The sequence below is a fragment of the Ensifer sp. MJa1 genome, assembly GCF_037026475.1.
GTDB lineage: Bacteria > Pseudomonadota > Alphaproteobacteria > Rhizobiales > Rhizobiaceae > Ensifer.
On sequence record NZ_JAKUMO010000003.1, the window covers coordinates 14010 to 40529 of the forward strand.

Annotated in this window: 25 protein-coding genes; 12 read left to right on the forward strand and 13 right to left on the reverse strand. The window is 61.9% G+C overall.

The window, feature by feature from the left end:
• The first annotated feature begins 68 nt into the window (after positions 1-68).
• From lptF to rsmA, 6 genes are all read left to right on the forward strand, one after another.
• On the forward strand, positions 69-1238 hold the full coding sequence (lptF, locus tag MKZ91_RS05175; protein WP_336168670.1) for an LPS export ABC transporter permease LptF: 1170 nt from the start codon (positions 69-71) through the stop codon (positions 1236-1238).
• Complete coding sequence (gene lptG, locus MKZ91_RS05180; RefSeq protein ID WP_336168674.1) at positions 1235-2314, forward strand: LPS export ABC transporter permease LptG; 1080 nt, start codon at positions 1235-1237, stop codon at positions 2312-2314. The genes lptF and lptG overlap by 4 nt, the downstream gene beginning before the upstream one ends.
• Complete coding sequence (locus MKZ91_RS05185) at positions 2314-4665, forward strand: LPS-assembly protein LptD (protein ID WP_336168676.1); 2352 nt, start codon at positions 2314-2316, stop codon at positions 4663-4665. The genes lptG and MKZ91_RS05185 overlap by 1 nt, the downstream gene beginning before the upstream one ends.
• Positions 4666-4851: 186 nt before the next feature.
• Complete coding sequence (locus MKZ91_RS05190; protein WP_336168681.1) at positions 4852-5790, forward strand: peptidylprolyl isomerase; 939 nt, start codon at positions 4852-4854, stop codon at positions 5788-5790.
• Positions 5791-5803: 13 nt separating this feature from the next.
• The gene (gene pdxA / locus MKZ91_RS05195; RefSeq protein WP_336168684.1) at positions 5804-6832 is read left to right on the forward strand and encodes a 4-hydroxythreonine-4-phosphate dehydrogenase PdxA; all 1029 of its coding nucleotides are present in this window, start codon (positions 5804-5806) and stop codon (positions 6830-6832) included.
• Positions 6832-7662, forward strand: coding sequence for a 16S rRNA (adenine(1518)-N(6)/adenine(1519)-N(6))-dimethyltransferase RsmA (gene rsmA, locus MKZ91_RS05200; protein WP_336168686.1), 831 nt, complete (start codon positions 6832-6834; stop codon positions 7660-7662). The genes pdxA and rsmA overlap by 1 nt, the downstream gene beginning before the upstream one ends.
• A gap of 214 nt (positions 7663-7876) precedes the next feature.
• Here the strand turns inward: rsmA and gmk are convergent, their stop codons facing one another.
• The 7 genes from gmk to fabD form a co-directional block, all read right to left on the reverse strand.
• Complete coding sequence (gmk, locus tag MKZ91_RS05205) at positions 7877-8536, reverse strand: guanylate kinase (protein WP_336168688.1); 660 nt, start codon at positions 8534-8536, stop codon at positions 7877-7879.
• Between the two features lie 3 nt (positions 8537-8539).
• Positions 8540-9427: a YicC/YloC family endoribonuclease gene (locus MKZ91_RS05210; protein ID WP_336168691.1), complete on the reverse strand. Its 888-nt coding sequence runs from the start codon at positions 9425-9427 to the stop codon at positions 8540-8542.
• A gap of 103 nt (positions 9428-9530) precedes the next feature.
• Entirely contained in the window at positions 9531-10736 is a 1206-nt protein-coding gene (gene mltG / locus MKZ91_RS05215) for an endolytic transglycosylase MltG (RefSeq protein ID WP_336168693.1), read from the reverse strand.
• A gap of 457 nt (positions 10737-11193) precedes the next feature.
• Entirely contained in the window at positions 11194-12459 is a 1266-nt protein-coding gene (gene fabF / locus MKZ91_RS05220) for a beta-ketoacyl-ACP synthase II (protein WP_336168696.1), read from the reverse strand.
• Positions 12460-12681: 222 nt separating this feature from the next.
• Positions 12682-12918 (reverse strand): acyl carrier protein, encoded by a 237-nt coding sequence (locus MKZ91_RS05225; RefSeq protein WP_003531676.1) that lies wholly within the window; start codon positions 12916-12918, stop codon positions 12682-12684.
• A gap of 332 nt (positions 12919-13250) precedes the next feature.
• The gene (gene fabG / locus MKZ91_RS05230) at positions 13251-13988 is read right to left on the reverse strand and encodes a 3-oxoacyl-[acyl-carrier-protein] reductase (RefSeq protein WP_034803959.1); all 738 of its coding nucleotides are present in this window, start codon (positions 13986-13988) and stop codon (positions 13251-13253) included.
• 39 nt (positions 13989-14027) lie between these two features.
• Entirely contained in the window at positions 14028-14972 is a 945-nt protein-coding gene (gene fabD, locus MKZ91_RS05235; RefSeq protein WP_336168734.1) for an ACP S-malonyltransferase, read from the reverse strand.
• Positions 14973-15329: 357 nt separating this feature from the next.
• Between fabD and MKZ91_RS05240 the strand changes: the two genes are divergently transcribed.
• From MKZ91_RS05240 to rplI, 5 genes are all read left to right on the forward strand, one after another.
• Complete coding sequence (locus MKZ91_RS05240) at positions 15330-16373, forward strand: aldo/keto reductase (protein ID WP_336168736.1); 1044 nt, start codon at positions 15330-15332, stop codon at positions 16371-16373.
• 310 nt (positions 16374-16683) lie between these two features.
• Positions 16684-17130 (forward strand): 30S ribosomal protein S6, encoded by a 447-nt coding sequence (gene rpsF / locus MKZ91_RS05245; RefSeq protein ID WP_336168738.1) that lies wholly within the window; start codon positions 16684-16686, stop codon positions 17128-17130.
• Between the two features lie 26 nt (positions 17131-17156).
• The gene (gene rpsR, locus MKZ91_RS05250; protein WP_025426448.1) at positions 17157-17405 is read left to right on the forward strand and encodes a 30S ribosomal protein S18; all 249 of its coding nucleotides are present in this window, start codon (positions 17157-17159) and stop codon (positions 17403-17405) included.
• Between the two features lie 192 nt (positions 17406-17597).
• Complete coding sequence (locus MKZ91_RS05255) at positions 17598-18551, forward strand: DUF2232 domain-containing protein (protein ID WP_336168740.1); 954 nt, start codon at positions 17598-17600, stop codon at positions 18549-18551.
• 33 nt (positions 18552-18584) lie between these two features.
• Positions 18585-19160, forward strand: a complete 576-nt coding sequence (gene rplI, locus MKZ91_RS05260) for a 50S ribosomal protein L9 (protein ID WP_336168741.1) — start codon at positions 18585-18587, stop codon at positions 19158-19160.
• 110 nt (positions 19161-19270) lie between these two features.
• Here the strand turns inward: rplI and MKZ91_RS05265 are convergent, their stop codons facing one another.
• The 3 genes from MKZ91_RS05265 to MKZ91_RS05275 all read right to left on the reverse strand — a co-directional run bounded on the left by MKZ91_RS05265 (position 19271) and on the right by MKZ91_RS05275 (position 22547).
• Positions 19271-20374: an HlyD family secretion protein gene (locus MKZ91_RS05265; RefSeq protein ID WP_336169382.1), complete on the reverse strand. Its 1104-nt coding sequence runs from the start codon at positions 20372-20374 to the stop codon at positions 19271-19273.
• Between the two features lie 14 nt (positions 20375-20388).
• Positions 20389-21960: an MFS transporter gene (locus MKZ91_RS05270; RefSeq protein ID WP_336169384.1), complete on the reverse strand. Its 1572-nt coding sequence runs from the start codon at positions 21958-21960 to the stop codon at positions 20389-20391.
• A 143-nt stretch (positions 21961-22103) separates the two neighbouring features.
• Positions 22104-22547, reverse strand: coding sequence for a MarR family winged helix-turn-helix transcriptional regulator (locus MKZ91_RS05275; RefSeq protein ID WP_336168743.1), 444 nt, complete (start codon positions 22545-22547; stop codon positions 22104-22106).
• A gap of 326 nt (positions 22548-22873) precedes the next feature.
• On the opposite strand from MKZ91_RS05275, the gene MKZ91_RS05280 reads away from it, so the two are divergent.
• A complete protein-coding gene (locus tag MKZ91_RS05280; RefSeq protein WP_336168745.1) occupies positions 22874-24376 on the forward strand; it encodes a replicative DNA helicase in 1503 nt (500 codons plus the stop codon).
• Positions 24377-24458: 82 nt separating this feature from the next.
• Here MKZ91_RS05280 and MKZ91_RS05285 read toward each other — a convergent pair whose 3' ends face one another.
• The 3 genes from MKZ91_RS05285 to MKZ91_RS05295 all read right to left on the reverse strand — a co-directional run bounded on the left by MKZ91_RS05285 (position 24459) and on the right by MKZ91_RS05295 (position 26424).
• Positions 24459-24761, reverse strand: coding sequence for an AzlD family protein (locus tag MKZ91_RS05285; RefSeq protein WP_336168746.1), 303 nt, complete (start codon positions 24759-24761; stop codon positions 24459-24461).
• Positions 24758-25411: an AzlC family ABC transporter permease gene (locus MKZ91_RS05290; protein WP_336169385.1), complete on the reverse strand. Its 654-nt coding sequence runs from the start codon at positions 25409-25411 to the stop codon at positions 24758-24760. The genes MKZ91_RS05285 and MKZ91_RS05290 overlap by 4 nt, the downstream gene beginning before the upstream one ends.
• 155 nt (positions 25412-25566) lie before the next feature.
• Positions 25567-26424, reverse strand: a complete 858-nt coding sequence (locus MKZ91_RS05295; protein ID WP_336168748.1) for an AraC family transcriptional regulator — start codon at positions 26422-26424, stop codon at positions 25567-25569.
• Positions 26425-26520 lie beyond the last annotated feature (96 nt).

Here is a 26520-nt window from a genome sequence, read left to right on the forward strand (position 1 = left end):
CGGACAGGCTCTGTCCCGGTACCGCCGCCGAAACAGAAACATGAGCAGGATTTGGACCGGACACGGGCATGAAGCTGATCGAACGCTACATCTTCCGGCGTGCCGTGATCATGTTCCTTGCAACGCTCCTGCCTTTGCTTGGCATCGTCTGGACGACGCAGGCGCTTACCAACGTCAATTTGGTCACCGACAATGGTCAGTCCGTCCTGGCCTTTGCCAAGGTGGCGACCCTGATCCTGCCGTCGGTTCTCACGATCATTCTGCCCTTTGCGCTGGTCATCGGCGTCACGCAGACGCTGACCACGATGAACACCGATTCGGAGCTGACCGTGCTCAACGCCGCCGGCAGTTCGCGCATGGCGATCATCCGGCCGGTGATCTATCTCGCAGCCGGCCTCAGCGTGCTTTCCTTCGTCGTCGACAACTTCGTCGAACCCTATTCCCGCGTCGCCCTGCGCAAGATGTTGGCAACGGCAAACGCCGATCTTCTGTCATCGGTCGTCCAGGAGAATACGTTCCGCAAGGTTGCCGACAATCTGTTCGTTCAGGTTGGCGCACGGCGCGCAGGTGGCGTGCTGCAGGGCATCTTCGTTGCCGATTCGCGCAATCCGGCCTTCGAGCTTGTCTATTATGCCCGCGAGGGCGCCATTGACGAAAAGAGTTCGGCGCTGGTGATGAAGGACGGCGAAGTGCAGCGCAAGCTGCCCGATGGCAGCGTGTCGATCATCAAGTTCGATTCCTACGCCTTCGATCTCGCCGACATGACCAAGGCAACGCGCGAGGCGACGATTCGGGCAAAGGATCGTGACCTGCCCGGCCTCATCAACCCGGCTCCTGACGATCAGGTGTATAAGAACAACCCGCTCGCCTTCACAGCCGAACTCAATCGCCGCCTGACGGAATGGACCTTTCCGCTGCTGTTCGGCTTGATCGCGCTTGTGTTCAGCAGCGACGCCCGCTCCCACCGTGAGGCTCGCGTTCATCCGCTGGTCAGTGCGCTCGGTACGGCGCTGCTGATCAGGTGGATGACATTCTACGCCGGCAACAGCGCCGAGGAATCCGTCTGGTTCGTGCCGTTGATGTATGTCGTACCGCTGGTCGCGGGCGCGCTCTGCATTCATCAACTCATGAGCAACAAGCGGCTCGACATTCCGATGACCGGACAGGAAAAATTGCAGGAGCTTCTGGTACGCCTGCGCCTCATGCGGCCCGATGCCGAGAAGGGGCAACCGTCATGATGGGAACGCTCGGCCGTTACTTCTTCATACGCTACGTGGTCACCACCTTCTGGTTCCTCGTCGGCATCTTCTCCTTGATCTTCATCATCGATTTCAGCGAACAGGCGAGTCGCCTGGCAAATCTGCCGCGCTACACGATTACGGGCGCGCTGCTGATGACCGCCCTTAGAATACCGTTGATCCTCCAGCAAACGATCCCCTTCGTTGCGCTGTTTTCGGCGATGGCGGCGCTCATCTCGCTCAACCGGCGCTACGAACTCGTTGTCACCCGCGCGGCAGGTATCTCCGTCTGGCAGTTCCTGCGCCCGTTCGTCCTTGGCTCGTTCCTATTCGGTGTGCTGGCCGTCGTGGCACTCAACCCGCTCGCGGCCTGGGGGACGAAGCGCGGCGAGGCCCTGCTGGCGGAGTGGGGCTCCACGCGGTCGGCGGACGCGGGGTCGATCCCGTGGCTGCGCCAGATCTACAACGGCACCGATACGATCATCGGCGCACGCTCGGTTCAGGACAACGGAACGACGCTGATCAACGTCACCGTCATCCACTTTGATCCACAGGGTTCGATCATTCTGAGACAGGATGCTGCCTCGGCGAAACTCGAAGATGGTTACTGGCTTCTTAACGACGTAACGGAAACGCGCAACGGACAGCTTCCGCAACGTTTGAAAACAGCACAGCTTGCCACCAATCTGAAGGCGGAGTTTGTTCAGGAACGTCTTGCAAAGGCTGATTCCATTCAGTTTTTTGACCTGCCGCGCAAAATCGAAGTGGCTCGCTCCTTCGGCTTTTCGACAAACGGCATGGAAACCCAATTCCACTCTATGTTGTCGCTGCCGCTGCTTCTTGTCGCCATGACGCTGATCGCTGCCTGCGTGTCGCTGAAATTTAGCCGGTTCAACCAATCGCGCTCGGTAATTCTCGGTGGCATCCTTTCAGGCTTCGTGCTTTATGTCGTCACCGTGCTTGTCAAAGCATTCGGGAGCAGCGGCATTGTGCCTCCTTTCGTTGCAGCCTGGTTGCCAGTTGTTGTAGCGATGGCGCTGGGCTCGACGATTCTTTTAAATCAGGAGGATGGCTAGTGGCGGTAGTGAACCGCAAACGCATGACGCTGATCAACGCGACCCTGCTTGCAGGCGTGGCGCTGCAGACACTTGCCATGGGAATGAGTGCCCCTGCCATGGCGCAGCAGACTTCGGATCGCCTCGATTCGCTGCGCCCGAACATGCCGACGGATGCCAAGCTGCTTCTGTCCGCCAATGAGCTCGTCTACAACAAGGACGCCGAAAAGGTGATCGTGCGCGGCAACGTGCAGATCGACTACGGCGGCTACAAGATGGTGGCCCGTCAGGTCGAATACGACCAGAAGAACGGCCGCATCTATGCATCCGGGGAAATCCAGTTCATCGAGCCGGGCGGCAATATCGTCTACGCCGACAAGATGGACGTCACGGACGATTTCGGCGACGGTTTCCTTGAGCAGATGCGCATCGAGACCACCGACCTGACCCGACTTGCCGCGACCAGCGGCGAGCGGCGGAACGGTGAGGAATTCATCCTGAACGAGGCTGTCTACACGGCCTGCACGCCCTGCTCGACGAAGCCGGAGCATCGTTCGCTGTGGCATATCAAGGCCCAGCGCGTTATCCAGAACGGTCGCACGCGCACCATCCGCCTGGAGAATGCCCGCTTCGAACTCTTCGGCAAGCCGATCGCCTATATCCCGGTGATGGAACTGCCCGATCATACGGTGAAACGTAAGAGCGGCTTTCTGTTCCCGACATTCCGCTCCGCGCAGAAGCTCGGCGTCGGCGTCGGTGTTCCCTATTACTGGGCGATCTCGCCCTACATGGACGCGACGGCAACCTTGACGGGCCTGACCCGGCAGGGCTTCCTGCTCGAGGGCGAGTTCCGCCAGCGCTTCCACAACGGCATGCATACCCTGAACGTCGCCGGCATCAGCCAGCTCGACAGGGAAAAGTTCACGCCCGGCACCATCGATGCGCTGAATACCAACCGTGGGATGATTGCGTCAGAAGGCAAGTTCGAGATCAATCCGCGCTGGTCTTTCGGCTGGAACGTACTCGTTCAGTCGGATGCCAACTTCGCCAAGACCTACGAACTGTCGAAGTTCGACGGCACGACCTACGTCAACCAGGCCTACCTGACCGGGCTCGGCAAGCGCAATTACTTCGACCTGCGCGCCTTCTACTTCGACATCCAGGACGCAGACGCCAATAGCATCAAGGAAAACCAGCAGCCGGTTACGCAGGTCCTTGACTATTCCTACAAGGCACCACAGCCCGTGCTGGGCGGCGAGCTTTCGGCAACGATCAATTTCACGAACGTCAAGCGCAACCGACTGGATCTCGAAACCATCCCCGGTGTCGTCGATCGTTTCCGCGGGCTCGAGGGGACCTCCCACCGCCTGACCGGCGAACTCGAATGGAAGCGGACCTTCATTGCGCCGGGTGGCCTCGTGCTCACGCCGCTGCTTGCGGCTCGCGGCGATGCCTTAGGGCTCAACATGGACGCGCCGGGACCGCTTTACACTGGTGACTACAACACGGCCGATGCGGCGACGCGGCGTATGCTGACGGCCGGTCTCGAGGCGCGCTATCCGATCCTGTTCGTCGGCGAGAATAGCAGCCACGTGCTTGAGCCAATCGCCCAGCTTTATGCGCGGCCTGACGAACAATATGCCGGCGGCCTGCCGAACGAAGACGCCCAGAGCTTCGTCTTCGACGCGACGAACCTCTTCGACCGTGACAAGTTCTCGGGCTTCGACCGCATCGAGGGTGGCACCCGCGCCAACGTCGGCATGCGCTATACCGGTACGCTCGACAGCGGCTACGGCCTGCGCAGCATCATCGGCCAGTCCTTCCATCTGGGTGGCCTGAACTCGTTCGCGACCGACGATCTGGTCAAGGCGGGCGCCAACTCCGGTCTGGAGACGAGGAGTTCGGACTACGTCGCCATGTTCGGCATCGATGCGCCCTCCGGCCTGATGGCAAGCCTTTCGGGTCGTCTTGACGAACGTGATCTGGCGCTGCGTCGCGCCGATGCCACGGTCGGTTATCTCGGTCTGACCTGGCAAGCGGCGATGACCTATACGCGCATCGAAGCGCAACCGCTCTACGGTTCTCAGGTCGATCAGGACGAAATCCAGACCGCTGCCGCCTACAAGTTCCATGACTATTGGTCGGTCTTCGGTGCGATCACCTATGACATCAACAACGATGTCATCTCGCGAAACGGCTTCGGCATCACCTATGACGACCAGGACACGCTGTTCTCGATTGTCTACAAGCAGGAGCGCGATACCGGCAGCACGGTGGCAAACGACTGGTCGATCGGCGCCAGAATCAGCTTCCGCACCCTCGGTGACGTCAACGTCGGCGACACCAATTTCGAAGAGCTGGACTATTATTAAAGCCGTAAAAACAGGCGGGTGAGCTCCAGAGTTCGCCCGCTTGCCTGAATTTGAAGCTGATCAAACGGTCTTGTCATCGTTTGGCCGCATGTATTATGCATTTCCTCCGACAAGTTTAGGCAGCGGCGCAACGCCAGCAGGCAAAAAGGCCGGCGACGGAGATCGTCCGGCGAACAGGAAGATATAATGGGCGGGAAAATGTCGGTCTTGAGGACACTATCAGCACTGGCCTTGGCCGGAGGCTTGAGCATTGCGGCCTGCACGGGCGCGCAAGCGGCGAGCCAGGTCAAGGTAACGGTCAACAACACGGTGATCACCTCGGGCGACATCGCCAAGCGCGTTGCCTTCTTGAAGCTGCGTCGCGAAAAGGGCGGAGCAGAAGAGGCGAAGAAGCAACTGGTCGACGAGACCCTGCAGCGTGCAGAAATTGCCCGTATCGGTCAGTCGGTAAGCACCCAGGATGTCGACGCTGCATTTGTGCGCTTTGCCAAAGGCAACAAGCTTTCGCCTGATCAGCTCGGCAAGATCCTCGACCAGGCCGGCGTCGGTGTTGATCACTTCAAGCAGTACATCGCCGTCCAGATGAGTTGGCCGCGCGCGGTCAACTTCCGTTACGGCAGTTCCAGCCGCCTGCAGGGCGCCGACCTCGTCAAGCGAATGATGGAAGGCGGCGGTCAGAAGCCGGTGACCACGGAGTACTTCCTGCAGCAGGTCATCTTCGTCATTCCGGAAAAGAAGCGCGGCGCCATTACGGCGAAACGCCAGGCCGAGGCCAATGCTTCGCGCTCACAGTTTCCGGGTTGCGAGACGTCCAAGGTTTTTGCCGCCAATTATCGCGACGTTTCGATCCGCAGCCTCGGCCGCATGCTCGCCCAGCAATTGCCGGACGAATGGAAGCCGTTGGTCGAGAAGGCCAGTGAAAACGGCACGACCGGCACCCGCGTGACCGAGAAGGGCGTCGAATATCTGGCGATCTGCAAGAAGCGCGAAGTCAACGACGATACGGCCGCAGAAATCGTCTTCCGTGCCGAGGATATCGGCAAGAAGAAGTCCGGTGACGGAGACGCGAACAGCGAGAAGTATCTTGCCGAACTGCGCAAGAAGGCGCAGATCGTCAACAAGTAAGCACAGCCGAAACATGCGCGCATCAACCGGCGGGCCCCTCGCCCTGACCATGGGCGATCCGGCCGGTATTGGCCCGGACATCAGTCTTTCGGCCTGGCTCGGCCGCCGCGACAACGCGACGGCACCTTTCCTGTTCATCGGCGATCCTTCGGTGCTTGCCGCGCGAGCGGCCATGCTAGGCTATACCGTGCCGATCCGCGAGACGGATTGCGCGAGCGCTGCTTCGGCGTTCGACAGCGCGCTGCCGGTGTATCCGATCCCCTGCCCCGCGTCGGTCGTTGCGGGCAAAGCGGATGCAGCAAACGCTTCCGCGGTGATCACCGCGATCGATACGGCGGTGCGGCTGGTGCTCGCCGGGGATGCCTCGGCCGTTGTGACGAATCCGATCGCCAAGGCCGTGCTCTACGATGCTGGCTTCCGCTTCCCCGGCCACACCGAGTATCTGGCGGATCTCGCCGAAAGAGCGACCGGGCAACTGGTTCTGCCTGTCATGATGCTGGCCGGGCCGAAACTGCGCGCCGTACCCGTCACGATCCACATCCCCCTGAAGGACGTGCCGAAACAGTTGACGCCGGAGCTTGTCTACCGGACCTGTGCGATAACGGCCGCCGACTTGCGCGACCGCTTCGGGCTCGACAGCCCGAGACTTGCGATCGCCGGGCTGAATCCACATGCAGGTGAAGGCGGCGCACTCGGTCTCGAGGACGATGCAATCATCCGCCCCGTGGTCGACCGCCTGCGTGCCGAGGGCATCGATGCGGTGGGGCCGCTGCCGGCCGACACGATGTTCCACGACAGGGCGCGCGCCAGCTACGACGTGGCCATCTGCATGTACCACGACCAGGCACTCATTCCGGCCAAGGCGCTCGGCTTCGACGACAGCGTCAACGTCACCCTCGGCCTACCCTTCATCCGCACCTCGCCCGACCACGGAACGGCTTTCAATCTCGCCGGCAAGGGCATTGCCCGCGATGATAGCCTGCGGGCCGCACTCGACCTTGCCGCGACAATTGCGGCCACTGCACCTGGAGATATCCCCTGATGGCCGCGCTCGACGGTCTTCCCCCCTTACGCGACGTCATCCAGCGTCACGGCCTCGACGCCAAGAAGGCGCTCGGGCAGAACTTCCTGCTCGACCTCAACCTCACGCAGAAAATCGCACGGACGGCCGGTCCGCTCGAAGGGGTGACTGTCATCGAAGTCGGCCCGGGACCGGGCGGCCTCACGCGCGCCATCCTCGCGCTCGGTGCGAAGAAGGTCATCGCGATCGAACGCGACTCGCGCTGCCTGCCGGCGCTTGCCGAAATCGGCGCGCATTATCCCGACCGGCTGCAGGTGATCGAGGGCGACGCGTTGAAGACCCCCTTCGAAACACTTGCCGAAGGTGAACCGGTCAAGATCATCGCCAACCTTCCCTACAATGTCGGCACACAGCTCCTCGTCAACTGGCTGCTGCCGCAGCATTGGCCTCCGTTCTGGCAGTCGATGACGCTGATGTTCCAGCGCGAAGTGGGCCTCAGGATCGTCGCCGAAGCGGACGACGACCACTATGGACGGCTGGGTGTGCTCTGCGGCTGGCGTACGCAGGCACGGATGGCGTTCGACGTGTCGCCGCAGGCCTTCACCCCGCCGCCAAAAGTCACGTCGTCGGTGGTTCATCTGGAGCCGATCGAAAACCCGATCCCCTGCGCCATCTCGGCACTCGAGAAAGTGACGCACGCCGCTTTTGGTCAGCGGCGCAAGATGCTGCGTCAGAGCCTGAAGCCGCTCGGTGGTGAGGCGCTGCTCGCAAAAGCCGGCATCGACCCGCAGCGGCGCGCCGAAACACTTTCGGTGGAAGAATTCTGCCACTTGGCCAACTGCCTCGGCTGAAGCACCAACGTCCAAAAAGACAGAGCCGTTCCGTGGTCGTTGGAACGGCTAAGATCAGTTTCGCATGTGGACGCGCAGCCGACCGCAATCGGAATGACGATGTACGTCGCCTTGGAGCGGCCCCGCGATCACGCGGGTGCGCATTTGGCGGAACGCTGCCCCGAAACCAAGGTTCCAGGGCGAGCTTTTTGCGTTCATGGGAACGCGTATTGTTCTAGAACGGATTTTCTGTCAGCAGCCCGTTGACGAATTCGAACAGGCCGGGACGCCGGTCGCGGCGCAGACGCTCGGCCTCGACGATCGAACGGACCGCCGAAAAGGCGCGGTCGAGATCGTCGTTGAGAACGATGTAGTCGTATTCCCGCCAATGCTCGATTTCGGCCCGCGAGTTGGCGAGGCGCGTGGCGATCACCTCTTCGCTGTCCTCGGCCCGCCGATGCAGGCGCGACTGCAGCTCGGTCATCGACGGCGGCAGGATGAAGATCGAGACAACGTCGCCAGCCATCTTCTCCTGAAGCTGCTGGGCACCCTGCCAGTCGATGTCGAAGAGCATGTCGCGGCCGGCGGCCATCGCCGCCTCGACGGCGTCGCGCGGTGTTCCGTAGAAGTTGCCGTGCACTTCGGCCCATTCGAGCAGTGAATCGGTCGCCCGGAGCGCTTCGAATTCGCGGATCGTCTTGAAGTGATAGTGCCGCCCGTCGATCTCGCTCGGACGCCGCTGGCGCGTCGTCACGCTGACGGAGATGCTCATCTCCGGATCGGCTTCCAAAAGATTGCGCGCAATGGTCGATTTTCCGGCGCCGGACGGCGAGGAAATCACGAGCATCAGCCCGCGGCGGGCAATCTTGATGGGCGAAGGGGTCGCCGGGTTCATGCTTTACTCCAGATTCTGGACCTGTTCGCGGAACTGGTCGATGACGACCTTCAGTTCGATGCCGGCGGCCGATACGGCGGCAGCGTTCGACTTGGAACAGATGGTATTCGATTCTCGGTTAAATTCCTGTGCCAGGAAATCGAGCTTGCGGCCGACAGGGCCGCCCTTGGACAAGAGGTCACGGGCAGCGGCAATGTGGGAGCCGAGCCGGTCGATCTCTTCCCTGAGATCTGCCTTGGTGGCAAGCAGCGCCACTTCGGCGAAAAGGCGCTCGCGATCGAGTGTCGAGCCATTGTCCATGATCAGCGCCACCTGCTGCGCCAGTCGTTCGGCAATCGCCGCCGGGCTGCGCGATGGATCCGCCTCGACGGTCGCCGTCAGGCTCTCGATCCCTTCAATCTGCGCAAGCAGGATCTGACAGAGAGAGGCCCCTTCGTCTTCACGCATCGCGCGCAAGTCTGAAAGTGCCGACCTCAGCCCTTCGAGGATATCGGCGTCCAGGGCGGCGCGCTCCTCTTCGCTTTCTTCCGGCTCGCGGAAATCAACGATACCGCGGATCGAAAGCAGCGTGTCGAACTTCAGAGGCGCCGAATCGACGAGGTCGCCAAGCTGGTCTCGCAAATTGAGGACGGCTGTCAGTGCCCCCTGATTGACCACAGCCTCCACCGCAGACTCGCCGCCACTGACGGAAAGGCCAATCTGGAGATTGCCGCGGGAAAAACAGTCGGCCGTAAGCTTGCGCACTTCAGGCTCGAAGCGTTCCAGGCCCTGCGGCAACCGCAGCCTGAGGTCGAGACCCTTGCCATTGACCGAGCGCAGCTCCCAGGCCCAACGGCGGCGGCCGCTGCTGCCTTCCCTGCGGGCAAAGCCGGTCATCGATTGGAGCGGCATCTTTGCCTCCTTCTCAGTTTCAACAGAAGCAATAAGGCGACGGCGCGCCATCCCGCAAGGGATATCCGCGCCGCGATTCGTCCGTCCACAATGGAGGCTTTGGTTATTGCGGCTGTGCTGCCGTCGCATCCGGTGCAGTTGCCGCGCCGTCTTGTCCGGCCTTGGCCGCTTCCGCGGCACGCTCAGCCTCGACCTTGCGCCAGCGCCGGACATTGGCATTGTGCTCGTCGAGCGTCTCGGCGAAGACGTGGCCGCCCGTGCCGTCGGCAACGAAGTATAGCTCCGGCGTACGCGACGGATTGGCGACTGCCTCCAGTGCCGCGCGGCCGGGATTGGCGATCGGCGTCGGCGGCAGGCCCTTGATGATGTAAGTGTTGTAAGGCGTCTGCTTGTCGATGTCGGACTTCAGGATCGGGCGGTCCGCAGGCTTTCCGTCACCGCCGAATATGCCGTAGATGATCGTCGGATCGGATTGCAACCGCATGCCCTTGTCGAGACGATTGATGAATACGGAGGCAACCCGCGGCCGTTCATCGGCGCGTCCGGTCTCCTTCTCCACGATCGACGCAAGCGTCACCAACTCCTCGACGGTCGAAACCGGCAGGTCCGGATCGCGCTTTTCCCAGATCTGATCGACCAGGACCTTCTGGGCTGCAGCCATCTGCTGGACGATCTCGCTGCGTTTGGTGCCACGGGTGAACTTGTAGGTGTCGGGCATCAGCGAACCTTCTGCCGGCAACTCGGTCGGCAGATCACCGACCAGAACCTGGTCGTCGGAAAGCTTACGGAACATCTGCTTGACGGTCAGCCCCTCCGGCAGGGAAACCGAATAGAGGATCGACTTGCCCGACTTCAGAAGCTGCATGACTTCCTGCATCGACGAGCCGGCCTTGATCTCATATTCGCCGGCCTTCAGCGTTTCGTTGTCGAGGTAGGCTTCCGAGACGAAGCGGAAGACGCGCGCATCGGTGATGATGTTGTTGCGCTCGAGGCCACTTGCGATTTCGCTCATCCCTGCACCGCCCCTGACGATGAAGTTCTGGTTCGCCTGCAGCGGGCCCGGCTTTTCGTACTGATGCATCGCGTAGTAGACCGTGCCGGCGGCAGCGAGCGCGGCAAAGACAATAACGGTCATGACGAAGTTCAGGAAGATTACGACCTGGCTGCGGGCTTTGCGCGACCGCTTCGGGGGCTGAGGCACTTTTTCCGGGCGCAGCGCCTCATTCGCCGATTTCGGAATGATCGGCCCGTTGCTCGCGTTTTCATTGCGGCCGAATTGTACCGCGCCGTTGTCGTTTGAGTCGCTCACGATCATCCCGAACCCGAAATTCGCAACCTCATTCTTTTCCTGCCTCCGGTGCGAATTTCGGACTGGACCGTGGCAAGCTTAAGCCGAATGCATAAAACGGCGCCGCCCGGTCGGACGGCGTTCCGCAGTCTCGTCAAAATGGATCTGCGGCCCGATGCGCTTGCGCTCAAGAACCACAGAATTGTGTCGGATCACCGTGCATTCAAGAGAATGCGACGAACCCCTTACACCTTAGTCCGATGCATTCCGCCTTCGGTGATTCCACCAAGGGGCGGCCTGCTTCGGGCAATAGCTATATGGCAAACTGACAAACATGCCTTGCGCGAACATAGCGATCGGCCAGCGCCGCCTCGAGACGGTACTTTCCTCCTACGACATGCTTGTAACGAGCAATACGGCAAAAGCAGGATCATCGGACCGATGTCTGACATCGACCCGACGATAGATCGCAACGCGCTCAGACGCCGGTGTAGCGGCGCAGGACCAGCGAGGCGTTGGTGCCGCCGAAGCCGAAGGAGTTCGACAGCGCCACATTGATTTCGCGCTTGCGCGCAACGTGCGGCACGAGGTCGATCTTCGTCTCGACGGACGGGTTGTCGAGGTTGAGCGTCGGCGGTGCGATGTTGTCGCGGATCGCCAGCACCGAGAAGATCGCTTCGACCGCGCCGGCAGCACCGAGCAGGTGGCCGATCGCCGACTTGGTCGAGGACATCGAGATCTTCGAGGCATGCTCGCCGACGAGACGCTCCACCGCACCGAGCTCGATCGTATCTGCCATCGTCGAGGTGCCGTGGGCGTTAATGTAGTCGATGTCGGCAGCGGTCAGGCCCGCACGCTTCAGCGCCATCTGCATGCAGCGATAGGCACCGTCACCATCTTCCGAGGGAGCGGTGATGTGGAACGCATCGCCGGACAGTCCGTAACCGACGACTTCCGCATAGATCTTGGCGCCGCGCGCCTTGGCGTGCTCGAGCTCTTCAAGGATGACGACGCCGGCGCCCTCGCCCATGACGAAGCCGTCACGGTCGACGTCGTAGGGGCGCGAAGCCTTCTGTGGGTCGTCATTGTGCTGCGTCGACAGCGCCTTGCAGGCGGCAAAGCCCGCAAGCGAAATGCGGCAGATCGGCGATTCCGCGCCGCCGGCGACCATGACGTCTGCATCGCCAAGTGCAATCAGACGGCTGGCGTCGCCGATCGCATGTGCGCCGGTCGAACAGGCGGTGACGACCGAGTGGTTCGGGCCGCGCAGTTTGTGACGGATCGACACCTGGCCTGAGGCAAGGTTGATGAGGCGTCCGGGAATGAAGAACGGCGAGATGCGGCGCGGACCCTTGTCGCGCAGCGTGTAACCGCCTTCGACGATGCCTTCGAGGCCGCCGATGCCCGAGCCGATCAGCACGCCGGTGGCGATCTGGTCCTCGTCGGTTTCCGGCTTCCAGCCGGCGTCGGCAAGCGCCATGTCGGCGGCCGCCATCGCGTAGACGATGAAGGCATCGACCTTGCGCTGCTCCTTCGGCTCCATCCAGTCGTCGGCATTGAAGGTCGCGTCAGTACCGTCACCAAAGGGGATGCGGCAGGCAATCTTTGCAGGAAGGTCCTCGACCTCGAATTCGGTCACCTTGCGCGCGGCATTCTGCCCGGCAAGAAGGCGCGCCCACGTCGCCTCAGTTCCGCAACCCAAGGGAGATACCATGCCGGTACCGGTGATAACGACACGTCTCATAGTCCGCGACCCACCCTGATCTTTCAGTTTCAGAGCCGGATCGGACCACGTACAACGAACCCGATCCGGGCATCCATCTTAAGGTTCTAAATTCACGATCAGAGGGAAATGCGGGGAAACGCTTGCTGATCGAAGCCCGCACTCAAGCGCGGGATAGCCCACTTCCCTGGGCTGAAACGGGCCGCTTTAGGCGGCCCGTCTACGGCCGTAGCCGCTCAGATATCAGGCCTGGGCCTTTTCGATGAACTTGACGGCGTCGCCGACAGTCAGAATCGAGTCAGCGGCATCGTCGGGGATCTCAACGCCGAACTCTTCTTCGAAAGCCATGACCAGTTCGACGGTGTCGAGCGAGTCCGCGCCGAGGTCATCGATGAAGCTTGCGCCTTCGCTGACCTTTTCGGCGTCGACGCCAAGATGATCAATAACAATTTTCTTTACGCGTTCTGCGATATCGCTCATGTCGGAGTTCCTCGACCTTCGTTTCTGTAGGCGCCTATTCCGGCACCGGTACTCTTAAGTAAGCCTGATAGACCAAGTCGGCCTACCCGGCAATCCATCCAACCGGAACTGCGGCAAACCCAAGGCAGCCAAGGCTGCCGGACACCTGGCGGGACCGGTCGACTGCTAACAGTCATGGCCCGATTAACACGGTTTAAGTCTGTCGCAAAGTCCGAAATTGCCTGACATTCGCTTGCTCAACATTGAATTTCAGGCATTTGGCAGGCGGTTCCCGGGGCGTTGAATATCGCCCGTCGCACAATCTCGACGGGCGACACATCCCGGAAGCCGGATCAGATCATGGCCATGCCGCCATTGACGTGAATCGTCTGGCCAGTGACGTAGCCGGCCTCGTTCGACGCGAGATAGACAACGGCCGAGGCAATCTCTGCGCCGGTGCCCATACGCTTCATCGGGATCGCGCCCATGATCGCGTCCTTCTGCTTGTCGTTCAGCTTGCCGGTCATGGCGCTTTCGATGAAGCCCGGGGCGACACAGTTGACGGTGACGTTGCGGGTGGCGATTTCCTGGGCCAGAGACTTGGAAAAGCCGATCATGCCAGCCTTGGAGGCACAGTAGTTGGCCTGGCCAGGGTTGCCGGTGACGCCGACGATCGAGGTGATGTTGACGATGCGGCCGAAGCGGCGGCGCATCATCGGATGGGTGAGCTCGCGCGTCAGGCGGAAGACGGCCGTCAGGTTCACTTCGAGAACGGCATCCCAGTCCTCGTCGCTCATGCGCACGAACAGGCCGTCCTTGGTGATGCCGGCATTGTTGACGAGGATGTCGACGCCGCCGAGCTCGGCTTCAGCCTTTTCGCCGAGCGCCTTGACTTCGGCGCGGTCGGAGAGGTTGGCCGGGAACAGCTGGACGCGGTCGCCGAGCTCGTTGGCAAGCGCCTCAAGCTTCTCGACGCGGGTGCCGTGCAGGCCGACGGTCGCACCCTGGGCATGCAGCATGCGGGCGATTTCTTCGCCGATACCACCGGATGCACCGGTGACGAGAGCCTTGCGGCCGGAAAGATCGAACATCTGATTGGTTCCTTGTAACTGGTGCGCTTGTTCGACGGCTTACGCGAGCAGTGCCGCAAGTGCAGTGTCGATATCGGCAGGCGTATTGACGGCGATGCCGTTGACGGTCTTGTCGATCCGGCGGGCAAGCCCGGTCAGAACCTTGCCGGAGCCGATTTCATAAAGCGTCGTGACATTGTTGGCGGCAAACCACTCGACGGTCTCGCGCCAGCGGACCTGGCCGGTGACCTGCTCGACCAGCAGCCGGCCGATCTCGTCGGCATCGCTGACCGGGGCGGCCAGAACGTTGGCAATCACGGGCAGGACGGGATTGCGCTTCTCGACCTTGGCGAGCGCCTCGCGCATCGCATCGGCGGCTGGCGCCATCAGGCTCGAATGGAAGGGTGCGGAGACCGGCAGCATCAGCGCGCGCTTGGCGCCCTTTTCCGACGCCAGCGCCGCAGCCTTTTCGACAGCAGCCTTTTCGCCTGAGATCACCAGTTGGCCACCGCCATTGTCGTTGGCGATCTGGCACGAGCCGAGGGCGGAAGCCTCACGGCAGACTGCATCGACATCGGCATGTTCGAGGCCGATGATCGCGGCCATCGCGCCCTTGCCGACCGGCACTGCGGCTTGCATCGCGTTGCCGCGGATGCGTAGCAGACGGGCAGTATCGGCGATCGAGAAGGTACCTGCGGCACAGAGCGCCGAGTATTCGCCGAGCGAATGGCCGGCGACGAAGGAAACCCTGCTCTCCAGATCGAGCCCCTTGGCCTCGAGCACACGGACGACGGCCATCGATACGGCCATCAGCGCAGGCTGGGCGTTCGCCGTCAGCGTCAGCGTTTCCTCAGGCCCGTTCCACATGATTTCGGAGAGTTTTTCTCCGAGAGCCTCGTCGACTTCGGCAAAGACTGCGGCTGCTTCCGGGAAAGCGTCGGCCAGTTCCTTGCCCATGCCGACAGCCTGGCTGCCCTGCCCCGGAAACGTGAATGCAATGCTCATGGGATCGTCCCTTCCCTAGATCACGATGATTTTGGGTCGAAGCGACACGAAATCATAGTGATCGGTTCTTATGAGTTGGAGCCGGATACAGGCGGAGAACCGCACACACTCTAGTTCATCCCGCTCTTATGTCCTCTCCATTCACATTCCTTACCGGCGAGTCAAGCATTGAGGCCCGGCCGAGCCGGCCTGCACCGCCTTTTGCCCTTGATCTTCATCAATCAAGGCGTAAGTTTGCCGCTCAAAGCCGGTCTGCCCTTTTCCTCCGGGGGCCGAAGGCTTCACTCTCCATTCCGGCGCGCGCACTTCTCTATCCCAAGGGGGCGATGCGCGCCCACCACAAGGACTCTGAAATCAATGCGTCACAACACGCTTGGCCGCACCGGCATCAAGGTCTCGGAAATCTGCCTGGGCACGATGACCTGGGGCTCGCAGAACCCCGTCGCCGAAGCCCATGAACAACTCGACTACGCCTTCGACAAGGGCGTGAACTTCATCGACACGGCCGAACTCTATCCGACGACGCCGCTTTCGTCCGAGACCTACGGCAACACCGAGCGCATCATCGGCGAATGGCTTTCCAAGCGCGGCCGGCGTGAGGACGTCGTGCTGGCGACCAAGGTCGCCGGACCGGGCCGTCCCTATATCCGCGATGGCGGGCCAACCACCCCCGAGGGCATCGACCAGGCCATCGACGCCAGCCTCAAGCGACTGAAGACCGACTATGTCGATCTCTACCAGGTGCATTGGCCGAACCGCGGCCACTACCATTTCCGCAACGCCTGGTCCTACGATCCGGCCAAGCAGGACAAGGCCCATGTCGCCGGCGACCTCAGGGCGATCCTCGACAAACTCGGCGACCTCGTAAAGGCCGGCAAGGTTCGCGCAATCGGCCTTTCCAACGACACCGCCTGGGGCACGATGAAGTTCATCGACATGGCGGAGCGCCGTGGCCTGCCGCGTGTCGCCTCGATCCAGAACGAATACAATCTGCTCTATCGCGCCTACGATCTCGACCTTGCAGAACTGTCGCACCACGAGGACGTCGGCCTGCTCGCCTACTCGCCGCTCGCAGCCGGATTGCTTAGTGGCAAGTATCTTAATGGTGCCAAGCCCAAGGGCTCGCGCCTGGCGATCAACGGCGACCTCGGCGGCCGTTTCACCCCGCATCAGGAGCCGGCAGTCGAAGGGTATGTCGCCCTGGCGCGTGAACATGGCATCGATCCCTCGCAGATGGCGATCGCCTTCTGCCTCACCCGCCCGTTCATGGCCTCGGTCATCATCGGCGCAACCTCGATGGAACAGTTGAAGACCGATCTCGGCGCCGCCGACCTCACGCTTTCGCAGGACGTGATGAACGGGATCCGCCGCCTGCACCGACTTTACCCCATGCCGATCTGATCGGTCACGGGCGTCAAACCCGCCAAAGAGCAGGCCTGGAGCGAAAATATGCACCAAGCCTTGCCTTCCGGCGAAAAATGCGTATAAGCGCGCTGTTCGAAATGCCCGGTCTTCTGGCTGGTGGCTGAACGGAGGGCCGGTTTCCCCTGAGGGAGCCGTCAGGAATGCAAGACATTCCGGCCTCCCGTGTCTCCGCTCTCGACCGTCTCGATACAACACTTTCTTGCCGGCTCTTGCGAGCCCATAAGAACAGTCGTTGAGGCTTAGCCGCCGAGGTCCGGGCTGATTAACGCAAGAAAGGCAAGCCACAATGGCTCTTTATGAACACGTATTCCTGGCCCGCCAGGACATCACGCCGCAGCAGGTCGACGCTCTCGTCGAGCAGTACAAGGGCGTGCTCGAAGCAAACGGCGGCAAGGTCGGTCGCGTCGAGAACTGGGGCCTGAAGTCCCTCACCTACCGCATCAAGAAGAACCGCAAGGCTCACTACGTTCTCATGGACATCGACGCTCCGGCAGCCGCTGTTCACGAAATCGAGCGCCAGATGCGCATCAACGAAGACGTCCTGCGCTACATGACGATCGCCGTCGAGAAGCACGAGGAAGGCGCGTCTGCCATGATGCAGAAGCGCGACCGTGACGACCGTCCGCGTCGTGACGGCGACCGTCCGGAGCGCAGCTTCGGCGACCGTGGTCCGCGTCCGGACCGTGGCGACCGCGAAGACCGTCCGCGCCGTCCGCGCGAAGACCGCGCGTAATCAAGAAACTTTAGGAGATAAAGACAATGGCTGAAGTTTCTTCCGCTCCGGTTCGTCGCCCGTTCCACCGTCGTCGCAAGACCTGCCCCTTCTCGGGCGCAAACGCTCCGCGCATCGACTACAAGGACATCCGTCTGCTGCAGCGCTACATTTCCGAGCGCGGCAAGATCGTTCCGTCCCGCATCACGGCCGTTTCCCAGAAGAAGCAGCGCGAACTCGCCCAGGCGATCAAGCGTGCACGCTTCCTCGGCCTGCTGCCCTACGTCGTTTCCTAAGAACGGCTGACGGCCCGTCAGTCGACTGACTCGACGGAATCCGACTTTAGGGAGAGGCGCTCCCGTCAGGTGAGCGCCTCTTTCTCTCCCTTCCGCGGTGGGCGCGGATCGGAACCGGCGCAACGCGCCTAAAATCCCATGCTGGGGCTGGGCTTTGGCCATCCCCTAACTGCACGAAGCAGGACAGCGAACGTGACGAATGTGAACAGGACATCGCTGCTGACCGGCGTTCTCGCCGGCTTTACCGCCGCCCTCTTGTCGATGGGCGCGAACACGCAGTCGTCACTTGCAATCGTCCTTTACGCTGCCTCCGCATTGCCGATCCTGATTGCCGGTCTCGGCTGGGGCAATGCTGCCGCGATCGCCGCGATCGTTTCCGCCGGCGGCACGGCCGCCGTTCTGGTTTCGCCTTACTTCGCGCTGCTGATCCTGGTCGTCACACTGATCCCGGCCGGCTGGCTCAGCCACCTCGCCAATCTCGCCCGCCCGGCTTCCGAGCTCGGCGGTCCCGATGAGGCGCTCGCCTGGTACCCGCTCTCCGACATCTTGAGCCACCTCGCCGGCCTCGTGACCATCGGCATGATCATTGTCGGTTTCATCGTCGGCTACAGTGCCGATATCTCCGACCGCATGGTCGATATCGTCATCCAGGCAGTCAAGGCACAGGACCCGAGCTACAATCCTGATGTCACCGCGATTGCTCAGATCAAGTCGCTCTTCACGCTTGCGCTGCCGCTCGTTCAGGGCGCGATCTGGGTGCTTATGCTGTTTACAGCCTACTACGTCGCCACCCGCATCGTGCAGATGTCTGGTCGGTCGCTGCGTCCGCGCGAAGACATTCCCTCGACGCTGCGCATGCACCGCAACGCCATCTTCATCTTCCTCGGCGGGCTGGTCATGACCTTCCTTGGCGGCGCGCCGGCCACGATCGGCGCGCTGATCTGCGGAACCTTCGGCGCAGGCTTCCTGCTTGCCGGTTTCGCATCCTTCCATTTCCGCACGCGGGGCAAGTCCTGGCGGCTTCCCGTGTTGTGGATCGCATACCTGTCGGTGCTCGTGTTCACGATCCCGGCATTCTTCTTCCTCCTGTCCGGCCTGATCGATACGCGACGCACCATCGCGGTCACGCCGGTTGGAAAAAACTGACCAACGAACTGGAACATTGAAAGGAAACTCAACATGCAAGTCATTCTTCTCGAACGCATCGCAAAGCTCGGCCAGATGGGCGAAACCGTAAAGGTTCGCGACGGCTTTGCCCGTAACTACCTGCTGCCGCTCGGCAAGGCGCTGCGCGCCAACGCTGCCAACAAGGCCCGTTTCGAAGCTGAGCGTTCGACGCTCGAAGCCCGCAACCTCGAGCGCAAGTCGGAAGCCCAGAAGGTTGCCGAAAAGCTCGACGGCAAGTCCTTCATCATCGTCCGCTCCGCTGGCGAAACCGGCCAGCTCTACGGTTCGGTTGCTGCGCGCGACATCATCGAAGTGCTCGCTGCTGAAGGCTTCAACGTCGGCCGCAACCAGGTTGACCTCAACCACCCGATCAAGTCGATCGGCCTGCACAGCGTCACGCTGCACCTGCACTCGGAAGTCGAGATCTCGGTTGAAGTCAACGTTGCCCGTTCGGCTGAAGAAGCCGAGCGTCAGGCCAAGGGCGAAAGCCTGACCTCGGCCGACGCCATCTACGGCGTTGACGAAGACGCGCTGAAGCCGGAAGACTTCTTCAACCCGGAAGCCGAATTCGAAGGCGAAGAAGAATAAGCCTTAAAGGCCATTCCAAATACGAAAGCCCGGGTCATCGATCCGGGCTTTTTTCTTGACCACGCGTGAAACAAACCGGCATGCGAAACGACGTTCAGCCAACTCTGGCGTCAGGCGCCCTGCCCCTGATCGCCGATCGTAGTGCGACCGGCCGACTGGTCCGGAACGGTTTGCGCCGGGGCGCTCTTGTCGACCCTGACGACCACGGAGAGGCCGGGAGCAAGCATCTCAGCCAGCGACTGTCCCGCATCAACGCGGATGCGTACGCCGACGCGCTGCGCCACCTTGGTGAAATTGCCGGTCGCATTGTCTGGGCGGATGATGCTGAACTCGGAACCGGCCGCCGGCGAGAACCGTTCGATATGCCCGGTCAATTCGCTCCGCTGCAGCGCGTCGACCGTAATGCTCACCGGCTGGCCGGCCTTCATGCCGTCAAGCTGGGTCTCCTTGAAGTTAGCGACCACCCAGACGTCGCCGGGTACCAGCGCCAGGAGGTTCGATCCGGCCGTCACATACTGCCCGAGGCGCGCGCCGATCTCGCCGAGCCTGCCGTCGCGCGGCGCCAGGATGCGGGTATTTTCGAGATCGATTTGCGCCAATTCAACCGCCGCCCCTGCGCCTGTTACGGCCGCTTCCAGGCCGGCGCGCGCCCCAAGCGTCGTCGCCAGCGCCTGCCTTGACACCTGCAATCCGGCTTCGGCCTGGTTGACGGCGGCGTCCGCCTGCTCGAAGCCGGCGCGCGCCTGGTCGGCGTCGCTGCGCGTCGCAACACCCTTTTCGGAAAGCGGCCGGATTCGATCCCAGGTGGCGCGCGCCCGCTTGAAGGCAGCCCTCGCACCGTCGAGCTGAGCCTGGCTCGCAGAAATTCCAGCCTTGGCCGAAAGCTCCTGCTGATAGGAATTGGCCAGCGCCGCCTTCTGCCCGGCAAGCGTCGCCTGCGCCTGCGCCAGCTTCTGCGCGTAGATGCGGTCGTCGATCTTCACCAGCAATTGGCCGGCGCGGACCGTTTCGTAGTCGTGCACCGGAACGTCGGCGACATAGCCCGAAAGCTGCGGGCTCAAGATCGTCACATAGCCGCGTACATAGGCATTCTCGGTCATCTCGACGGAGCTGTGGAACGGTGGCAACCGCCAGGCGTAGAGCACGAGCGCCATGCCGGCGAAGCCGGCAATGAGGACGAGAATGGTCGTCGGGGAGCGGAAAATTTTCAACATGATCATCGAGCCAATCAAGCGGTACCGGGCTTCAGCGCGTGGCCAGCCAGCCGCTGCGCAAACCATTTGTAGGACATGTGAAGGATGAGGCCGGCGAGCGCACAGGAGGCTATCGCCGCGTCAAGCAGAAACGCATCGTTGTAGGCAAGGATATAGGCTTCGCGCGTAACCTGCTGCGACAGGAGCACTGCGCCCTCACCGTTCAGCTGCGTCTTGTCGCCCAACAGCTTGCCATAGGTGGCGGCGAGCTGGTTGACCCTTTGCGCGACAAGCGGGTTGGACAAGACGATCTGCTCGGCAAGAATGTTGGAATGGAACTTTTCACGGATCGTGACGAAGGTTCCGAAGGCCGCGGTGCCGAACAGACTGCCGATGTTCTGGGTGAACAGGAAGACCACGAAGAAGCTCAGGATGTAACTCGGTCCCTTGGTGAGCGCAGCCTTGAAGCCACGCGCCATGGCCGGCGGCAGGAACAGTGCCGTGCCGGCGGCAATCATCGCCTGGCTCAGATACATCTGTTCGGGCCGCGTCATGCTGGTCGCCTGGCTATCCATGTAGGCGCCACTCGCAAGCAGCCCCAGCGCCAGTATATGCACGCGCTCCGAATGCTGCGGGTTCATCAGCACGGCGCAGAGCAGGCCGCCGGCGATCGCAGCCACCAGGATGATCCAGTAAAGTGTCGCGACCTGCTCGAATTGAAGCCCGAGCTGCTGGTAGAAATTCGTGGCGATCGCCGATTGCTCGGACGCGACAAGGCGGAAGATCAACAGAACTGCGGTGAAGTGGACGATCTCCTTCGACGCAAGCCAGCGCACATCGATCAGCGGCACGGCGCGATTGAGCTCGATCAGCACCACCGTCGTCAGGGCCGCAATCGAGACCGTCAAGAGCACACCGAGCCAGGGCGCCTCGAACCACCAGTAGAGCCGCCCCATCGAAAGCACGACGGCAAGGCAGCCGAAACTGACGGCAACCAGCAGGTAGCTCAGAATGTCCAGGCGCTGGATGCCCTTGGCATGGGGCACCGGTGCCAAGGGCAACAGATAGATGATCGGCAGCGCAATCAACGCCAGCGCCATCTCGAGCGTGTAGAGGCCGTACCATTGGCCATACTCGATGAGGGCCGGCGAGATCAGGCGCGTGATCGGTGCTGAAATGGTCGTGCAGGTGAGCGCAAGCGCCAGCCCGACGGACAGTTTGCGCGCCGGCGGAAAGGCTTCAAGCATGTAGAGAAAACCAAGCGTCGACATTGGTGCTGCGGCGATCCCGCTGATGAAGCGCACGACGATGGCCGAATGCAGATCCGAGACGAAGATGTTCATCAGGGAAACGATGACGAAAACGACGATGCCGATTTCGGCAAAGCGGCGCAGGCCGTATTGGGCGCGGATCTTCACCAGTGCAATCGACAGGCTGACATTGGGCGCCATGTAGGCTGCCGACAGCCAGGCGGCCTCGACCGAGGTCGCCGAGAGCGAACCCTGGACCTGGGTGAGATTGGCAAGCGCCAGGTTCATGCCGAGCCCCTGCGTCAGGAACAGGAAAACGGAAGAAACGACGTAGATTGCGGATTTGGCCGTGCTCATCGGCACGAAAGCAGGCGGCGCGGTCGGTGGTTGGGCCGCCGCACCGATCGGTGGCTCCGTCAGATCGCCGGGCTCCGCGTCCCCTTCCTGGGCGGCGCCGCCAGGGTCGTTGGCAACAGCGGGTGCAAGCAGGCGCATGGCCGTCACTCCCGCGCCAGAGCTTGAACATTGTCGGCGATGGTACGCACGACCCTGAGCGTAACGGTGACCTCGGCTGCATCCACCCCCTGCAGCACCTCCGCCCGGATCTCGTCGGCAAGACGCAGGATGTCGTCGGCAACCGTGCGGCCGAACGCGGTCATGTGGATCTGCTTTGCCCGTCGGTCAGCGGCCTCCACCCGTCTTTCGATGAAGCCCTGCTTCTCCATGCCGTCGAGCAGCCGCACCAGGGTCGGCGTCTCGATATCGAGTTCGTCCGCCAGTTCCCGCTGGTTGAGGCCATCCTTGCGTGTGAGCGCAAAAAGGGCCCGCGCCCGCGGCAGCGTCAGCCCCCGCTCCTTCACCCGGGCATCGAACACGGCGCGTAGCTTGCGATTGACGAGCGACAGGGCGTCGAACAGTTCGCGGTTCACTGTCGGTTGATACATTAATATCTTTTCCATATTACTAGTATGCTAATTATTGCGGCTCTATCTAAACCGCGCCGAGATGATTTTCAAGATGGAGATTTGAGCACACCGGCGACCGGGCTACACTTCTGAAGCCCGGTCGAGTGATTCGCGCGTCAATGGCCAACTTTGTGGCAAGCGCAGTTTTTGTGCTTTTTTGAAGCCGGCCTGTGGATCAGTCGAACAACGGGAAAAGCGCATGGCTCAGATCAGACGCTTTGCGACTGTGTCCCCCGTGCACTTGACCCAATCCGCATGAGGTCGCAAACCGATGCCACACCAGACAGAGGTAGAGATCAAACGACATGAATGACGCGGCGCGCAAGCTATCCCCTATCAGCAAGGATCAGGCGGACCAGCACTACCGCGAGGCGCCGAACAACCTAGAAGCCGAACAGGCCCTGCTCGGCGCGATCCTCGTCAACAACGACGCCTTCTATCGTGTCTCGGACTTCCTGAAGCCCGTGCATCTGCATGAGCCGCTGCACCGCAAGATCTACGAGGTCGCCGGCGACATCATCCGCATGGGCAAGACCGCGAACCCGGTCACTATCAAGACCTTCCTCAAGGCCGACGAGAAAGTCGGTGACCTGACCGTCGCGCAATATCTCGCGCGTCTCGCCGCCGAAGCGGTCTCGATCATCAACGCGGAAGACTATGGCCGGGCGATCTACGACCTGGCGCTGCGCCGGTCGCTGATCACCATCGGCGAGGACATGGTCAACATCGCCTATGACGCGCCGCTCGACATGCCGCCGCAGGGCCAGATCGAAGACGCCGAGCGCCGCCTGTTCGAACTGGCCGAAACTGGCCGCTACGATGGCGGCTTCCAATCGTTCAACGACGCCGTGGCGCTCGCGATCGACATGGCGGGGGCTGCCTTCGAGCGTGACGGCAGCCTTTCGGGCATTTCCACCGGCATCCATTCGCTCGATGCCCGCATGGGCGGCCTGCAGCGCTCCGACTTGATCGTGCTTGCCGGACGCCCGGGCATGGGCAAGACCTCGCTTGCCACCAACATCGCCTACAACATCGCCGCGGCCTATGAGCCGGAAGTCCAGGCCGACGGTTCGTTCAAGGCGAGAAACGGCGGCGTCGTCGGCTTCTATTCGCTCGAAATGTCGTCCGAACAGCTTGCCACCCGTATCATCTCCGAACAGACGGAAGTCTCGTCCTCGAAGATCCGCCGCGGTGACATTTCCGAGGCCGACTTCGAAAAGCTCGTCGCCTGCTCGCAGATGATGCAGAAGGTGCCGCTCTTCATCGACCAGACCGGTGGTATTTCGATCGCCCAGCTTTCCGCCCGCGCCCGCCGCCTGAAGCGCCAGCGCGGCCTCGACTGCCTGGTGGTGGACTATATCCAGCTCATGACCGGCTCGGGCAAATCGAGCGACAACCGCGTGCAGGAAATCACCCAGATCACCACCGGCCTCAAGGCGCTCGGCAAGGAACTGAACGTTCCGATCATCGCGCTGTCCCAGCTCTCTCGTGGCGTGGAAAGCCGCGAAGACAAGCGCCCGCAGCTCTCCGACCTTCGTGAATCGGGCTCAATCGAGCAGGACGCCGACGTCGTGCTCTTCGTGTTCCGTGAAGAATATTACGTGAAGAACCTGGAGCCGCGCGACGAGTTCGACCCGAAGTATGAAGAGTGGAAGATGAAGATGGAGCAGGTGAAGGGCACGGCGGACGTGATCATCGCCAAGCAGCGTCACGGACCGACCGGCACTGTGAAGCTCGCGTTCCAGTCGGAATTCACGCGCTTCACCGATCTCGCCGATCCTTCCTTCAGCCAATACGAGGAACACTAAAGTTCCGTGGGGGCGGCCGGAGCGGGCTGGGAAAAATGTTTGCGGTTTCCCAGCCCGCTCTCAGTTTCAAAGGCGCCCCGGTCTAGCCCAGCAACAGACGCAACACCGCCACCGTCACGACGCCGACGGCAACGGATGCCAGCAATGGCAGCCGCATCGCAGCCAGCGCCGTCGCAGCGGCGGCAATGGTTTCTGCCGGCCCGGTTGCGAGCGCTGTCGGTGCGATCACCGCCATCAGCACAGCAGGCGGAATGGCCTCAAGGGCGCGCTTCTGGTTCTCGCCGATCGTCACGTAGCGGATCAGCACCAACCCGCCGATGCGGGTTGCAATCGTAGCGGCTGACATTGCCAGGATTGCAAGCAGCGTATTCAGATCGACGATCATGCGTGGGCCTCCTTCCGGCTGCCCGAAAGCACGGCGACGACAACACCAGCGGCGGCACCCGCCGCGATGTACCAGACGCCCGGCAACAGTTGATGGGTGAGCACTGCGGCGCCTGCGCTGGCGGCAAGGACTGCACCGGTTTCACGCCCCTTCCAGAAGCCCATGACGAGCACGATGAAGACGGCGGGGAAGGCAAAGTCGAGGCCTGAGACCTTAGGGTCCCCGAGGAAGGCACCCAGCAACGCACCGGCCAGGCTCGTCAGCACCCAGACGCAATAGAACGGCACCGCAAGGCCGGTATACCAGGCCGGCGTCAACTTCTTCTCACTCGCGCGCATCTCGGCCATCGCCCAGATTTCGTCCGCCAGCAGCAGCATCGATGCATAGCGCGCCGGCCCGGAGAAGGCATCGAGCTTGCCGCCGAGCGAGGCGCTCATCAGCACATGACGAACATTGACCAGCAGGGCCGAAAACCCGAGTGCTGCCCAGGAGACGGGATGCGTCCAGATATCCATGGCGACGAATTGCGACCCGCCGGCAAAGACCAGCGCGCTCATCAGCGTCACCTCCGCCGGCGTCAGGCCCTTGCCCGCGGCCACCGCACCGAACACCAGGCCGATCGGCATCACCGCAACGATGAGCGGCGTCATCGCCATGGCGGCCGCCCGGAAATCCTGAAATGCACTTTTCTCCTGCACCGTCCACGTCTCCATTCACACGACTTCGCTGCCGCGTCCTTTCGGATGCGCGGTAGCAATGGCAAACGTCTACTTGCCGGAGTGAACGGTGTATTGAACGAAAGTGATCAGCCGGCGCGAAACGCGCCCGGCGTCACGCCCGTGCGCGCCTTGAAGTGACGGCTGAAATGCGCCTGGTCGGCAAAGCCACACTGATAGGCGGCATCCACCGCCGACCAGCCATGACGAAGCAGCGTCTTGGCGGCCCGCACGCGCTTGTCTGTCAGGAAGGCGTGCGGGGTGATGTGGAACTCCTTGCGGAAGGCCCGTATCAGGTGGGCGCGGCTCAGGCCCGCGACCTTGGCCAGTTCCTCAAGCCCCACATCCTCGGCATAGTTTTCGGAGAGGAAGTCACGCGCCCGATGCACGGCCAAATGCTCGCGCGTTTCGATCGGGGTGATGATCGTGCTGCCGTGCCTCTCGAACATCGCGGCGAGCACGGCGAACATCTTTTCCTCTGCTTCCAGCGTGGCGCCAGCCACCTCTAGCGTGCGGTGGGCGTGATGGAACGACAAGGCGAGGTCCGGAGCCTGCAGGACACGCTTGGAGAAGGACGGCGTCCCCTTGAAGGCACGTCCGGTGACGTCCTCGATGATGTTCACCAGCAACTCGGCGCTCGGATAGACCATGCGATAGCGATAGCCACTGCCACCGGGATGGCCGTCATGGATCTCGTCCGGGTTGATCAGGTAGAAGTAGCCGGGGCCCGCCTCCGAGCGCTCGCCCTTGATCTTGCTAATCTGCGAGCCCGCCTCAATGGCGCCGATGCTGAAGGTCTCGTGCGCATGCGGCGCGAATTCATGGGTAATGAAGGTCGCCGTCAGGCACTCCATGCCCATGAACCGGGCGTCGCGCCAGAAGCGCGTGCGCTCGGCGCCCTCAATCGGCATGACATCAATGGCTTCTTCCTGCGAAATCGTCTGCATGGGTGGACCTTAGTCGCCCGTCGGGTCCACGTCTTGCACAAAAGTGCTCGTCTGCAAGACCGGCGGTCTGGTTGGCGCTGCGACAGGGCAGCATTT

What these genes read in the sequence shown, in the direction of transcription:
- MKZ91_RS05270 (WP_336169384.1), bottom strand. Translation starts at nt 21,960, where the DNA reads ATGAGCACGGCCAAATCCGCAATCTACGTCGTTTCTTCCGTTTTCCTG.
- gmk (WP_336168688.1), bottom strand. Translation starts at nt 8,536, where the DNA reads ATGAACCCGGCGACCCCTTCGCCCATCAAGATTGCCCGCCGCGGGCTG.
- MKZ91_RS05210 (WP_336168691.1), bottom strand. Translation starts at nt 9,427, where the DNA reads ATGCCGCTCCAATCGATGACCGGCTTTGCCCGCAGGGAAGGCAGCAGC.
- MKZ91_RS05190 (WP_336168681.1), top strand. Translation starts at nt 4,852, where the DNA reads ATGGGCGGGAAAATGTCGGTCTTGAGGACACTATCAGCACTGGCCTTG.
- rplI (WP_336168741.1), top strand. Translation starts at nt 18,585, where the DNA reads ATGCAAGTCATTCTTCTCGAACGCATCGCAAAGCTCGGCCAGATGGGC.
- rpsF (WP_336168738.1), top strand. Translation starts at nt 16,684, where the DNA reads ATGGCTCTTTATGAACACGTATTCCTGGCCCGCCAGGACATCACGCCG.
- MKZ91_RS05290 (WP_336169385.1), bottom strand. Translation starts at nt 25,411, where the DNA reads ATGACGCCGCTCATCGTTGCGGTGATGCCGATCGGCCTGGTGTTCGGT.
- MKZ91_RS05285 (WP_336168746.1), bottom strand. Translation starts at nt 24,761, where the DNA reads ATGATCGTCGATCTGAATACGCTGCTTGCAATCCTGGCAATGTCAGCC.
- rpsR (WP_025426448.1), top strand. Translation starts at nt 17,157, where the DNA reads ATGGCTGAAGTTTCTTCCGCTCCGGTTCGTCGCCCGTTCCACCGTCGT.
- fabD (WP_336168734.1), bottom strand. Translation starts at nt 14,972, where the DNA reads ATGAGCATTGCATTCACGTTTCCGGGGCAGGGCAGCCAGGCTGTCGGC.
- MKZ91_RS05275 (WP_336168743.1), bottom strand. Translation starts at nt 22,547, where the DNA reads ATGTATCAACCGACAGTGAACCGCGAACTGTTCGACGCCCTGTCGCTC.
- MKZ91_RS05295 (WP_336168748.1), bottom strand. Translation starts at nt 26,424, where the DNA reads ATGCAGACGATTTCGCAGGAAGAAGCCATTGATGTCATGCCGATTGAG.
- MKZ91_RS05280 (WP_336168745.1), top strand. Translation starts at nt 22,874, where the DNA reads ATGAATGACGCGGCGCGCAAGCTATCCCCTATCAGCAAGGATCAGGCG.
- fabG (WP_034803959.1), bottom strand. Translation starts at nt 13,988, where the DNA reads ATGTTCGATCTTTCCGGCCGCAAGGCTCTCGTCACCGGTGCATCCGGT.
- fabF (WP_336168696.1), bottom strand. Translation starts at nt 12,459, where the DNA reads ATGAGACGTGTCGTTATCACCGGTACCGGCATGGTATCTCCCTTGGGT.
- pdxA (WP_336168684.1), top strand. Translation starts at nt 5,804, where the DNA reads ATGCGCGCATCAACCGGCGGGCCCCTCGCCCTGACCATGGGCGATCCG.
- lptG (WP_336168674.1), top strand. Translation starts at nt 1,235, where the DNA reads ATGATGGGAACGCTCGGCCGTTACTTCTTCATACGCTACGTGGTCACC.
- MKZ91_RS05225 (WP_003531676.1), bottom strand. Translation starts at nt 12,918, where the DNA reads ATGAGCGATATCGCAGAACGCGTAAAGAAAATTGTTATTGATCATCTT.
- lptF (WP_336168670.1), top strand. Translation starts at nt 69, where the DNA reads ATGAAGCTGATCGAACGCTACATCTTCCGGCGTGCCGTGATCATGTTC.
- rsmA (WP_336168686.1), top strand. Translation starts at nt 6,832, where the DNA reads ATGGCCGCGCTCGACGGTCTTCCCCCCTTACGCGACGTCATCCAGCGT.
- MKZ91_RS05240 (WP_336168736.1), top strand. Translation starts at nt 15,330, where the DNA reads ATGCGTCACAACACGCTTGGCCGCACCGGCATCAAGGTCTCGGAAATC.
- MKZ91_RS05265 (WP_336169382.1), bottom strand. Translation starts at nt 20,374, where the DNA reads ATGTTGAAAATTTTCCGCTCCCCGACGACCATTCTCGTCCTCATTGCC.